Annotated in this window: 11 protein-coding genes; 5 read left to right on the forward strand and 6 right to left on the reverse strand. The window is 34.3% G+C overall.

Going from position 1 to position 13577, the window contains the following annotated elements; all coding sequences use genetic code 11:
- The first annotated feature begins 60 nt into the window (after window positions 1-60).
- A complete protein-coding gene (locus ACM39_RS00890) occupies window positions 61-1437 on the forward strand; it encodes a tryptophanase (protein ID WP_048509134.1) in 1377 nt (458 codons plus the stop codon).
- 61 nt (window positions 1438-1498) lie between these two features.
- On the opposite strand, the gene ACM39_RS00895 is transcribed toward ACM39_RS00890, so the two are convergent.
- On the reverse strand, window positions 1499-2716 hold the full coding sequence (locus ACM39_RS00895; RefSeq protein ID WP_048509496.1) for a PQQ-dependent sugar dehydrogenase: 1218 nt from the start codon (window positions 2714-2716) through the stop codon (window positions 1499-1501).
- A 440-nt stretch (window positions 2717-3156) separates the two neighbouring features.
- Here ACM39_RS00895 and ACM39_RS00900 point away from each other — a divergent pair, with 440 nt between their 5' ends.
- From ACM39_RS00900 to ACM39_RS00910, 3 genes are all read left to right on the forward strand, one after another.
- On the forward strand, window positions 3157-3435 hold the full coding sequence (locus ACM39_RS00900; protein ID WP_131701384.1) for a hypothetical protein: 279 nt from the start codon (window positions 3157-3159) through the stop codon (window positions 3433-3435).
- A gap of 64 nt (window positions 3436-3499) precedes the next feature.
- The gene (gene uvrB / locus ACM39_RS00905; protein WP_048509136.1) at window positions 3500-5491 is read left to right on the forward strand and encodes an excinuclease ABC subunit UvrB; all 1992 of its coding nucleotides are present in this window, start codon (window positions 3500-3502) and stop codon (window positions 5489-5491) included.
- Between the two features lie 30 nt (window positions 5492-5521).
- Window positions 5522-5902: a VOC family protein gene (locus ACM39_RS00910; protein WP_048509137.1), complete on the forward strand. Its 381-nt coding sequence runs from the start codon at window positions 5522-5524 to the stop codon at window positions 5900-5902.
- Window positions 5903-6320: 418 nt separating this feature from the next.
- Here the strand turns inward: ACM39_RS00910 and ACM39_RS00915 are convergent, their stop codons facing one another.
- Complete coding sequence (locus ACM39_RS00915) at window positions 6321-7742, reverse strand: tetratricopeptide repeat protein (RefSeq protein ID WP_048509138.1); 1422 nt, start codon at window positions 7740-7742, stop codon at window positions 6321-6323.
- Between the two features lie 317 nt (window positions 7743-8059).
- Between ACM39_RS00915 and ACM39_RS00920 the strand changes: the two genes are divergently transcribed.
- On the forward strand, window positions 8060-10108 hold the full coding sequence (locus tag ACM39_RS00920) for a hypothetical protein (RefSeq protein WP_048509139.1): 2049 nt from the start codon (window positions 8060-8062) through the stop codon (window positions 10106-10108).
- Window positions 10109-10659: 551 nt separating this feature from the next.
- Here the strand turns inward: ACM39_RS00920 and ACM39_RS00925 are convergent.
- From ACM39_RS00925 to ACM39_RS00940, 4 genes are all read right to left on the reverse strand, one after another.
- Complete coding sequence (locus ACM39_RS00925) at window positions 10660-10914, reverse strand: DUF3820 family protein (RefSeq protein WP_048509497.1); 255 nt, start codon at window positions 10912-10914, stop codon at window positions 10660-10662.
- A gap of 12 nt (window positions 10915-10926) precedes the next feature.
- Complete coding sequence (locus tag ACM39_RS00930) at window positions 10927-12012, reverse strand: AI-2E family transporter (RefSeq protein ID WP_048509140.1); 1086 nt, start codon at window positions 12010-12012, stop codon at window positions 10927-10929.
- Complete coding sequence (locus ACM39_RS00935) at window positions 12012-12749, reverse strand: hypothetical protein (protein WP_048509141.1); 738 nt, start codon at window positions 12747-12749, stop codon at window positions 12012-12014. The genes ACM39_RS00930 and ACM39_RS00935 overlap by 1 nt, the downstream gene beginning before the upstream one ends.
- Window positions 12750-12819: 70 nt before the next feature.
- Window positions 12820-13542, reverse strand: a complete 723-nt coding sequence (locus ACM39_RS00940; protein ID WP_048509142.1) for a hypothetical protein — start codon at window positions 13540-13542, stop codon at window positions 12820-12822.
- Between the last annotated feature and the right edge of the window lie 35 nt (window positions 13543-13577).

Genomic DNA, 13577 nt, shown 5'->3' on the forward strand with positions numbered 1-13577 from the left:
TGATGAATTTGAATTTATTTCAAATAGAATTTTTCTTTAAACAATCTAATAAATAATATCATGAATTTACCGTACGCGGAGCCTTTCCGTATTAAAATGGTGGAAGAAATCCGTCAATCAACAAGAGAAGAAAGAGAGCTTTGGCTAAAACAGGCTAACTATAATTTGTTTAACCTAAAATCTTCACAGGTTTTCATCGATTTGCTAACGGACTCAGGTACAGGTGCAATGTCTGACAGACAATGGGGCGCTTTGATGACAGGTGACGAAAGTTATGCCGGCTCACGCTCATTCGAACAATTGCAAAATACTGTTGAGAAAATCACAGGCTTCAAATATTTATTACCTACTCACCAAGGCAGGGCTGCTGAAAACGTTTTATTTTCAGTATTGGTAAAAGAAGGGGATGTAGTTCCGGGGAACTCTCACTTTGACACAACAAAAGGACATATCGAGTTCAGAAAAGCCCACGCTATCGACTGTACAGTTGATGAAGCTTTTGATATCAATGATCTTCATCCTTTCAAAGGAAATATCAATCTGGAAAAACTTGAGGAAGTTTATAAGAGCCATCCTAAAGAAAGCATCCCTTTCTGCTTGATTACCATTACTTGTAACTCTTCAGGAGGACAGCCCGTTTCTTTGGAAAACATGAAAGCTGTAAAAGAGCTTTCTGATAAATATGGAGTTCCTGTATTTTTTGACTCTGCGAGATTTGCAGAAAATGCTTATTTCATCAAAAAAAGAGAAGCAGGACAGGAAAGCAGAAGCATCAAAGAAATCTGTAAAGAAATTTTCTCTTACGGGGATGGTATGACAATGAGTTCCAAGAAGGATGGTTTGGTAAATATAGGAGGATTTATTGCTTTAAACAGTGAAGAAATTTACAGAAAAGCATCTAGCTTCACGATTATCTACGAAGGTTTTATTACTTATGGAGGTATGGCTGGGAGAGATATGGCAGCTTTGGCGGTGGGCCTTGATGAAGCCACTGAATTTGCTTATTTGGAAAGCAGAATTTCTCAGGTTGAATATCTTGGAAACAAATTAATTGAATATGGAATTCCTGTTCAAAAACCAATCGGAGGGCATGCTGTTTTCATTGATTCATTGAACTTTTTACCAAAAGTTTCTCGTGAAGAATATCCTGCACAGACTTTAGGTCTTGAGATTTATAAAGAAGCGGGAATCAGAACTGTTGAAATCGGGACTTTATTGGCAGACAGAGATCCTGAAACAAGAGAAAACCGTTATCCTAAGTTAGAATTGGTACGTTTAGCTATTCCTAGAAGAACATATACAAACAACCATATGGATTATATTGCTGCTGCAATTAAAAACGTATATGAAAGACGTGACGAAATAGCAAAAGGCTACAAAATCACATGGGAACCAGATTTGTTAAGACACTTCACAGTACAATTGGAGGAAGCATAAAAATAAAGCGGTTCGGGCTCAAAACAAAGTTTTGAGCCCGAACCATTAATATATAAAAGACTTATTTTTTAGAAATTTTATATAATTTTCCACTGTCGGTTACTGCATATAGACTGCCATCACTTCCATTCAGCACATCACGAAAACGTTCCTTCTGATCTTCTAAAAGACGTTCCTCCCCCACTACTTTATTATCTTTCATGACAATTCTATTGATATGTTCACCACTAAGACAACCGATAATCAAATTCCCTTTCCATTCATCAATATTTCCCGTGTAAAAAGTTACTCCGCTTGGCGATATTACAGGATCCCAATAATAAACAGGCTGTTCTGTCCCTACTTTTTGAGTTGTTCCGTTATTTATTTTTTCACCGGAATACTCAATTCCGTATGTAACATCACCCCAACCGTAATTCTTTCCGGGCTGAATCAAATTAATTTCATCACCTCCTCTTGGCCCCATTTCCACGTCCCAGAGATTTCCGGTGGGATCAATAGCTAAACCTTGAGGATTTCTGATTCCATATGCGTAAATTTCAGGTTTAAAACCAGCTTTGCCGATGAACGGATTTCCAGGAGCAGGTTTTCCTTCTTTAGTAATTTTAAGAATCTTGCCTAAATAATTATCTGTTTTTTGAGCATAAACTCTTGTTTCCTTATCGGATCTTTCTCCTGTACTTACAAAAAGATTCCCATCTTTGTCAAAAGCTAGTCTGCTTCCGTAATGCTTATCCCCGTCATATGTGGGAGTTGCCCTAAAAATTACCTGTACCTCAGAAATATTCTTCAAATCCTGTGAAAGTTTTCCTTTTGCAACTGCAGTATGATTTCCTTTCTCATAAGGCTCTGAAAAACTGAAATAGATAATATTGTTGGTTTTAAAATCCGGATCAAGTGCCACATCAAGCATTCCGCCCTGCCCTTTTGAATCTACTTTTGGAAAACCTTCGATTTTAGAAACCTGTTTTCCATCATGTGTGACAACATTCATATAGCCTTTTTTATCTGTAATTAAGAATTTTCCATCCGGTAGATTAATAATTCCCCAAGGTCTTCCCAAATCTTTATTTAATACCTCAACATTATATGATGTGGAGGTTTTTACAGCTTTAATTCTTGTCTGCCCAGCAAAGGCAGGTTTATAATCTGAGTTCGGTTTCCCTCTTTCCACACTTCCGTCATTGCCTATTTTTTGCGCATTGACATTATTCTTTTTACATGAAGATAAAATGAGAAGTAAACTTAAAATCGGAACATAAAATTTATTGAATTTCATAGTATTATGATTTGGTGGTTTATCAATTGAATGGAAAAATAATGCCATAAAATTTGGAGATTTAAATTTTTATTTTAGCAGATCAAGAAGTTTTAAAACAAGATTTTAATATAAAAGGTTACCAGGAATTAATTCTTAGTGAAATTATTTCAAGCCAAAACTATTACCTTACCCATACATTCAATTTCAACAACATCAAAAAAACGATTTATTATGATGAACAGAAAAAGATCAAAACTTATTGGGATCAAAAAAGCAGTCAGTGTTCCAATATTGATTATTGCTTTCGGATTATTTATCCAAAAAACGTATGCAGGCGAGAGCAATTTAGCAACAATAAAAATTATTAAGATTATAAAAAGCACAAACAAATGAAACCTCTCGAGGAATTTTTCAGGAAAACAAGAACTTTGATAAAACAACGGAGGTAAAATACACAAGTGATGAAAAAGAAATTTTTAGACACTCTTAGTCCAAAAAGTAAACAACCCACCAAAGAAGTTCAAACAGAACCTTTAAGATCTGAAATTAATTACGTTATTGATGAATCCGGAAATGTTACTGATATAGCAGTAAAAGGTAATAATGAAAACTTCAATAATGAGATAAAAGCTGCTTTTTTAAGAGCAAATGATGGAGTAAAATGGAAGCCGTCAACTAAAAACGGAGCAGTTATAAGCTATACAATGCGACTTTCAATGACCATGAGCTTTCAGTAGATTTTATGAATAAATTTAACAAGAGTCCGATTCAGGACTCTTTTTTATTTCATAAATTTGATATATGAATTTCAAACTTCAATCAGAATATAAACCAACCGGAGACCAGCCCACTGCCATAAAAAAACTTACCGAAGGAATCGAAATCGGTGAGAAATATCAGACATTATTGGGTGTGACAGGCTCCGGAAAAACATTTACCGTAGCAAATGTGGTTCAGAATGTTCAGAGACCGACTTTAGTTTTAGCTCATAATAAAACGTTGGCGGCACAGCTTTTTATGGAATTTAAAGAATTTTTTCCTGAAAATGCTGTTGAATATTTTGTAAGTTATTATGACTATTATCAACCTGAAGCCTATATCGCTACGACAGGAACCTATATAGAAAAAGATCTAAGTATCAATGAGGAAGTGGAAAAACTCCGTCTTTCCGCAACAGCGAGTTTACTTTCCGGAAGAAGAGATGTTTTGATAGTTGCATCAGTTTCATGCATTTACGGTATCGGGAACCCAAATGAATTCCATAAATCATTAATTTCTATCGCCATTGGCGAAAAAGTAACAAGAACCGCACTCCTTCACTCATTAGTTAGTGCATTGTATGCCAGAACATTAAATGAATTCCAAAGAGGTACGTTTCGTGTAAAGGGGGATGTGATTGATGTATTCCCGGCTTATGCAGATAACGCTGTCAGAATACAGTTTTTTGGAGATGAAATTGAAAAAATTCAAAGCTTTGATCCTGTTTCAGGAAACGTTACAGCTAATTTTGACCAGATTCAGATTTATCCCGCCAATCTTTTTGTAACCTCAAAAGAAACTTTAAATGGGGCAATAAGAGAAATTCAGGACGATATGGTGAAACAGGTTGATTTCTTTAATTCAATTGAAAAACCCCTGGAAGCCAAAAGATTACAGGAAAGAACGGAACTCGACCTTGAAATGATAAAAGAACTAGGATACTGTTCGGGAATCGAGAACTATTCACGTTATCTAGACGGAAGACTTCCGGGCTCCAGGCCTTTCTGCCTGATTGATTATTTCCCCAAGGATTTTTTAATGGTTATTGATGAAAGTCACGTTACCATTCCTCAGGTTCACGCTATGTATGGAGGTGACCGAAGCAGAAAAGAAGCCTTGGTAGAGTACGGTTTCAGGCTTCCCGCCGCAATGGATAACAGACCATTAAAGTTTAATGAATTTGAAGATATGCAGAATCAGGTGATTTATGTTTCTGCAACACCCGCTGATTATGAAATGGAAAAAACCGGCGGTGACTATATTGAACAAATTATCCGCCCGACAGGACTTTTAGATCCGATTATTGAAGTAAGACCTACTTTAAATCAAATCGATGATTTAATGGAAGAAATCCGTAAAAGGTCTGATGCCGATGAAAGAGTTTTAGTGACAACATTAACCAAGAAAATGGCAGAGGAGCTGACTAAATATTTTGTCAAATTCGGTATCAGAACAAGATATATTCACTCCGATGTTGAAACTTTAGAACGTATTCAAATCATGCAGGATTTACGTCTTGGTCTTTTTGATGTTTTAATTGGAGTAAACCTTTTGAGAGAAGGTCTCGATTTACCGGAAGTTTCGTTGGTTGCTATTCTCGATGCGGATAAAGAAGGAATGCTAAGAAGCAGGAGATCAATGATTCAGACGGTAGGCCGTGCTGCAAGAAACATCAACGGAAGAGCCATCATGTATGCTGATAAAATTACAAAATCTATGCAGGCAACCCTTGACGAAACCGAATATCGTAGAGCAAAACAGATACAGTACAATGAAGAACACGGAAAAGTTCCTCAGGCTTTAAATAAAAAGATTTCTGAAAATTTAGTCGGAAGAAGCAAAGATTTTCCTGACGAAAAATATACTCAAAAGCAAATTTTACAGAAAGTTGCAGAAGCCAAAGCAACATATGCAAGTGAAGATATTGAAAAAATGATTGTCCAAAAACAAAAAGAAATGGAAGCGGCTGCAAAAAATCTCGATTTTATAAAAGCTGCACAATTAAGAGATGAAATTGCCGCTTTAAGAGATTAATTCAATTAAACAAAAAAACAATTATAAAAAATGAAAAGAGTAACAGGAATTGGAGGTATTTTTTTCAAATGCAAAGATCCAAAAGCATTGAAAGAATGGTACAAAACACACTTAGGAGTTAATGTAAATGATTATGGGGCAACTTTTGACTGGAAAGAAATGTCAGACTCAAATTCAAACGGTTCTTTAACATGGAGCCCATCTCCTGAAACAACTAAATATTTTGAGCCTTCTGCAAGGGAATTTATGATCAACTACACTGTTGATAATCTGGAGGGTTTAGTAGAAGAATTAAAAAAAGAAAGTGTAGAAATTCTGGACGAAATTGCTGTTTATGATTTCGGAAAATTTGTTCATATTCTTGATTTGGAAGGGAATAAAGTTGAGCTTTGGGAGCCTAAAATGAACTAATCAATACTTAATCAATTTGATTACAACTGTCAGATTAAGTATTGACTAATTCAGATTATTTTTCTCGCACTCCTTGTTTTGTACAAGTAAACTAAAATATCATTTCAAAAAAGAAAAAAGTTGATACTTTAAAACCTTTTTTACTACTTCTACGATAGTTTTGATGAAATATAAGATATTAAATATTCAAGCTTTTAGTAAAATATAATCTGATTTAAGCTTTAGTATTACTGCAATACCACTTAGTTATAAATATATGATACTGAATACTAGCACATTGAAATTTTGTCGTGTAATTGTAGTGCCTATAATGAACTGAACTATTAATAAATTTACAAAATAATTTTTTTTCATTCTTTCAATTATTGAAAGAACTTAGTGTTTGAAGACAGGGATATTTCACCCCTGTCTTTTTATTTTATAAATCATTAATCCATTTATTAAGGTCTGTAGAAACATCTAATCCCAATTTCTTTTTAAGCCGATACTTTGTAGTTTCAACACTTCTAAATGTCAAGTTTTTAAATTTAGCAATCTCCTTATTACTGATATTAAGTTTTATATATGCACAAAATCTTATGTCATTGTCTTTTAGATTTGCATTGTGATTAATTAATTTTTCATAAAATTCTGGATATACCTCTTTAAAATAGGAAAGAAAAAAAGGATCATCGTCTTTAGCCATTCGAATGACTTTATCAAAAGAGCTATTATTAACTTGTTTTTTTAATTTTAGAACTTTTAAAGTTTGTTCTTCAAGCAGACGGTCTTTTTTTAACTGCTTAGAAAGATTAATCCTTCGAATAAAATACACAGAAACCACAAATAAAACAATAATGCACGAAATTATAAGATACATTTTATTTTTTTCTTGCCTTTTTTCCTTCGTCTCATCTTCTGAAAGTTTGTTTACAACAATATTAATGGCAGCTTTTTCTTCTTTTTTAATGCTATCATTTAAAGCTTTAAATTTTTCAAGATATTCCTTAGACATTTTTTCATTATTCATCGCATTGTAAACACTTGAAAGTGAATCATAAGCTTTCCTGATAAGAGTTTTAGACTTTCCTTGCTTAAAAGCATCCAGAGATTTCAGGTAATAATGAAGTGCTTTTTCATGATCCCCTTTTACCACATACAGATTTCCATGACTAAATAATGTAATTCCCTTAATTAATATAAAATTTCGATCCGGAGCAAAGAGAGCCTTATTGAGGTAATACTCTGCTGAATCTAACCGGACGTTATTTTCAATGAACCTATCAGCAATTTTAGTATAGGTAATCCCGCTGGGTAGATTGACAAGAGCTTTTCTTTCAATATTTCTCAGTGAATCCGGTTTATCCAAAAAGTTAAGTTGTTTCCATGTATAAATATAGAATAAGAGATATTTTTTCTGTTTTTCTACATGAATATCCTCTGTATACTGAATAGCTTTATCAAAAAAAATGTTGGACTTATCAATCATTCCTAGTCGAGTATAATTTTTAGCGTATTCACTGTAAATTCTAGCCAAAAACAAAGGGTTATCATTAGTTCCCATTTCCGTTTTAGCTTTCTCTAAATAATCAATACTCTCCTGAAGTTTATTATACGAAAAAAGTAGAAACCCTATGTTGGTATAAGTAGTTACGATTCCATCTTTATCACCAGCCTTTTCATATTTTTTCAACGCATTGATATTAAACTCCATTGCTTTTACATACTCTCCTTTATTGTAATAATTAGCTGTCTTTTGTATTGTTTCTGGAAAAAAAGAATAATCCTGAGACTGATACTTAACAATTTGTAGCAGAAAAAATAGAATTAAGGATTTTAATGTAATATGATGAAGAAACATAAACATATTTTATTGTTCGAATTTACGAAAATCAAAAAAAAATAAACCCTGGATTAAGATAAATAATAAAAATTCATAGCAATATTTAAACTACCCAAATACTGCAACATTACTTCACATCAACTATAACTAATTGTTTTCTAGATACTTGAAACTCTGTTGTGTCATTGTAGTGCATTTATTTAATCTGTATGGTTATAATTTTGCAAACAATATGACATCGAAATACTTTTAATAATACTAGTCATTTTTAAGTATGAGATACGGTTCTGAAAACACAAGGATAAAATTTACTAATCAAACAAAACAATTACGAAATGAAAAAAAATACAATTATTTTATTTACTCTGCTAAGCTCAATATTTGCTTTTTCCCAAGTCGGTATTAATACCCCTGACCCAAAAGCAACATTTGATATTACGGCAAAAGAAGCAACAGGAACTTCCAGAAATGTGGAAGGTCTGCTTATTCCCAGAGTAGACAGAGAAAGAGCACAATCAATGTTTGGAGCTCCTGTGTCTACATTAATATATGTAAACGACATCAGTACGGGTTTACAAATGGGTACAGCCATTAATATCGATGATATCGGATATTATTATTTTGATGGAAGTTTTTGGGTAAAACTGAATACTTCATCTCTTGTCAATCCAATGGTAAATATTTATAATACTGACGGTACCCTTGAAAGTGACCGTATAGTAAAGCAGGAAGACAAGACAATCGCTTTTACAGGAACGAGAGTAAACTCATTCTCAGTAGATGGAAATACATTCTCAATAGACGCAGCCAACAACAGTGTTGGGATAGGCACAAATACGCCCACCGCAAAATTAGATATTGTAGGTAACCGATTTGGTATAAAAGCAGCATCAGGAACAGGAAGCTGGGATAATCTTTGGTTTAATGTAGATTCATACTCGCCTTCTATTAATGCATCAGGAGCAGAAAGAGGTATGCTTTTCAATGTAGGGGCTAATGCTACCGGTACTTATGGCGATGGACAAACCCTTACTACCGTTGCAGCAATGCTTCCAAACGGAAATATGGGTGTAGGAACCGCTACTCCAAATGCCAATGCAGTATTAGAATTAAATGCAACCAATAAAGGGTTTCTCCCTCCGAGACTCACAACAGCCCAAAGAAATGCCATTCCGGCAGCCACTAAACCGGCAGGGCTAATGATTTATAACACAACGACCAACTGTATGGATTTTTGGAACTCGTCTGCATGGGTATCTACCTGTGCTGCCACTGCTCCTCCTGCAGGAGCTATTACAGCAGTCACCTGTGCAAGTGCCACCAATAATGGTACTTTAACCAAGGGAATAAATAATTCAGTTACCTCTTCAATTCCTTATACAGGAGGAAACGGAGGTTCCCACGGCGGACAGACTATAGCCTCTACAGGAGTAACAGGGCTTACTGCAACACTGGCGGCAGGAAGTTTTGTCACAGGGAACGGAACACTTACCTATACGATAACAGGAACACCAAGCGCAGTAGGAAATGCAAATTTTGCCATTAATATCGGCGGCCGTACCTGTACTTTAACAAGAGCTGTCATTGCTCCGGTGGGAAGCGTATCAACTTTAAACTGTGCAGGGGCTACCCAGAACGGAACATTAACCAGTAGGGTTGCCGCATCAGGAGTATCATCCGTTGTACCTTATACAGGAGGAAACGGAGGCACTTATACAGCACAGTCCGTAGCTTCTACAGGAGTAACCGGGCTTACTGCAACCTTAGCAGCAGGAACACTGGCCAGCGGAAACGGGACACTTACTTATACCATTACGGGTACCCCAACTTCTGCAGGAACAGCAAGTTTTAACATAAATATAAATGGCAGAGCATGTGTGATTACAAGAACAGTAACGGGAGCAGCTACGCCACCGTCCGGAGCAACTGCCTGTACTACAAGTTCATTCAGTATTCCATACGCAGCGACAAGCGGAACGGTAGTTTCCGGAACAATAAATGGAGTACCAGTAAATGCAACAGTTACTTACACCAATATTGTAAATAATAACACTGCAATTTGTGGAAGTCCTCTAGGCGGAGGGTATCAGATGCGTCCCAATGCCCCAGCAGGAAGTACTGTAAGAATAAGATTTGATAAAAAAATAAGTAATCTTAAGATAAGTATACTCTTTCCTCAAAGTAGTGGAAGTACTGGATTTACCGAAACTTTCAGAAATAATAATACAGTTGTAAATCCAACAAATACATCACTGGGTAGTACTTCTTGTAGTACATTAAGGAATTATGGGGGAGTATGGTTTGATGAGGTTGAAATTAGATTTGCTAATGTAAATCCGACAGCAGGACAAATTTTCAGTTTCTGTGTAGGAGATGTTCAATAAGAAAGTAATCAAGAATTACCGTTGATTTTCAGAGATCATTATTTTCTTGATTTAATTTAGTGTTTTTAGAGCAGGGTTTTTCCCTGCTCTTTTTTAATAATTTCAAAAAATTATGAATATAATAAAAAATTATGCTATACATTTACAATGGTGATAACAGTAGCTTTTGTAGTTGGTTCAGATAATGGTGTCATACAATACAATTACATAGTCTAATTCTACATCAAATCCAATTTCCTTTTCAAATCTTGTATTACTGTTTTATTTTATAGTGTAACCTGAATTGAACTTTTGTTTTGGTATTTATGAATACCTTTTATTTGAATCATAGCTACAATGACATGTCTTTTCTTGATATTATATTCAAAAATTCAATGTCGGATTTGTTCCAACATTTAAGAAATTCAATGAAAAAAATTGAAGTTTCGAAACGTAAATACGAAGTGTAATAAAAACAAAAAACCACTGAAAAAAGCCTTTATTACTCGAAACTTATTTCAACTGTTTTCAAACGTATCAGTATCTTCGATGCTATCACAGATAATTTTATACTAGAATTTGTAAGTCTTTGTTTTAGGCTTTTCATAATCTACCACTCCTCCACGTATCGGAATCAGTAAATCCATCAATCCATTCAGTTTTATTTCATAAATGGTTGAAAGCTGCATTCCAAGCTTTCCGGGAGGCATTCCTTTTCGGTAAAACCATTCCAGGTAACTTATTGGCAAATCCGCCAAGATGGTATCTTTATATTTACCAAAAGGCATTTTTACGACACAAATTTCTTTTAATATTTCCGGGTTTATTCCTTCCACAATTTATAGTATTAAATCAACTTTATTTTCGAGTTCGTCATTTTTATCCAATTTTAAATCAGGTGGTGTATCTTCGTCAGAAAATTCATTTCTATACACTTGAATTAGTAAAAGAGTAAGAGAAATGAGAATAGGACCGAAAATTAGCCCCATAAAACCAAATAAATTCATTCCCATAATAATTCCGAAAACCGTATTTAAAGGATGTATGTCTTCTAACTTTTTCAAAAGAGTAAACCTCAAAAGATTATCTGTCAAACCTACAACAATCAGACAGTAAGCAGCTAATCCAAGCCCGTGGCCGGTATCCCCTTCGGCAATCATATAAATACAGACAGGAACGTAAACAATTGCTGCTCCTACAACAGGAATCATCGATGCGGCAGCCGTCAAAGCAAAAAGCAAAACAGGGCTTGGTGCACCAAAAATGAAATATCCTACGAGCCCCACAATACCTTGACCAAGTGCTACAACAGGAATTCCGATGGCATTGGCCATAATTAATTTTCTCATCTTTTCTCCAATTAAAGAAACATTTGATCTTTTTAAAGGAGCCGATGAGGCAAGAATTTTTTCAAAAAACCTTGGCTGAGCCAACATAAAGTAAAGAATAAAATACATAGATATAATGACTGTCAGCGTGTTGAATGTCCCGCTCAATGCTTTCGTAGAAAACTGTCCGACTGAATTTTTCAGCTTGTCCATATTTTCTTTACTCAAAATATCAAAACCTGTTTTCGAATAAATATAAGAATGTATTTTTTCCAGAAATACATTAAATTTAGCCATATAAGCCTGTGCATTTCCAAGTTTTTCTATCAATAAATCTCCAATGAAATAAAGTGGCAGAATAAGAATTATCAAACTTGCAAGCATCAAAACCAACGATGAAGCCCAAGGTTTCCATTTTTTTTCTTCCTGCAGATAAAAATTATACCTTCTGCAAACGACATAGATGGTAATCGCTCCTAAAACAGACGGTATAAAAAGAGCAAGATTAAAACAGACCAATCCTGCCAACACCAATATAATAGCAAGTAATGATACTTGCTTTATTTTCACACTGCTTATTTGTTCTTCTTTATTCATTATTTATTGTAGGTTATTTGTCTTGGTTTCCCTGAAAAGGCACAATATGTAGAGTACATTACAGCAGCAATAAACGTTCCCGTTACGAGTATTCCTATGCAACATGCAAAAAATCCGCAGAAACTCAATATTAGTCCTAAAAAAGATACACCCAAAAACGTTCCATAGTTATCTTTTGCCATATTATAAGCTTTTCCTAATGCGTCAGTCGCATTGGCATTTTCAAAAAGAAGGATAGGATATCCTAAAAGGAAAAACGGAAAAACAAAAAAGAACGGAATACCACACATAGCCAAAGCGATCCTCAAAATAACATGTGTAATTAAACTATAAATAAGAATATTTACAAAATTCTGTCGGTAACCAATAAATAAATCCGAAATTTCAATCGCCGTTTTTGTGTTGTATTTATTAAAAATGAAAATTAACCCTATGTACAAAGGTGAAAGAAGTGCTCCTAAAATACTCGAAAAGGAATAATATAAAGACAATCCCGGTGCATGGTAATACTTAAAATTTGATAAATCTCCGTCTGAATCTTTCATTTCTCCAACCATATTCCAGGAATGAAACCCTGTGATAGATTGTAAAATAGAATCTGCTATCACGTAAATGATCATTGCTACAACAGCATAAAGAATCACCCCTTTATACATTTCGAAAGCATGCGAAATAATCGCTCCCGTTTCTCTGGACGGAACAGAGCCTTGTTGGTCAAACTCGTTAAATTCAGACATGGTTTAATATTTTATGATTTTATCAAATTTACCTTTTTTTGATAAAAAATCTATTAAAAAGTCTTAAAATTTAATTTTTCTCTGAAAAAACAACCTTGTAAAGTGAATAAATCATTGCATTCCAAAACGGAAAAGTAAACAACCCTCCAATAAGAAATAGTGCAAATCCTACATATTTAAAGAAAAATGCAACGATAATACAAACCGCAATTTCAACAAAATACATTTTCAATGCTTTAAAGTTTAACGAAATAGCTTCAAATATTCTTTTATCTGTAAAAAACATCAGGGGAGCTACAAAAATTGTGACAAATACCCAGATTACAGGAAGAATTATTGTTTGGGCAACCATTAAATAGGTAAAAAACCAAAAGATATAATACCCGATATATTTAAAGAAGTTAAACCCGTTGTACCCTACAAACAAATCACCAAGAACTATTTTTTCTTTTAAATCAATTTTTCTGAAAATCTGAAAAAAACCAAGATTCAAAGGAAAAAGAAAAATCATTGTTCCCAAAATTCCGTACGTGAATTTTTGATAACTGTCTGTAGCGCTTACTTCTGCAATCTTTTTCATGTATTCATTCGTCCCGATTTTGAAAGCATCGGCCAGTTCCTTATTTACCTCCCAAATTCCGTATCTGGAAGCAAAAAAGAAAAAGCCCGTAAAAAATATGGCAAAGTAAATAATGGAAAATATCAATTGAAAAATCAGAGTCTTATTCCAGTAAAAAAAAGCCTGCTTCAGTATAAAGTCTATTCCCGGTTTCTGAGGATATTTGTTCTGCATTAAAAAAATTTAGTGCAAAAGTAAACATCAATAAG

It is taken from the genome of Chryseobacterium sp. FH2, assembly GCF_001045455.1.
Classification (GTDB): Bacteria; Bacteroidota; Bacteroidia; order Flavobacteriales; family Weeksellaceae; genus Chryseobacterium.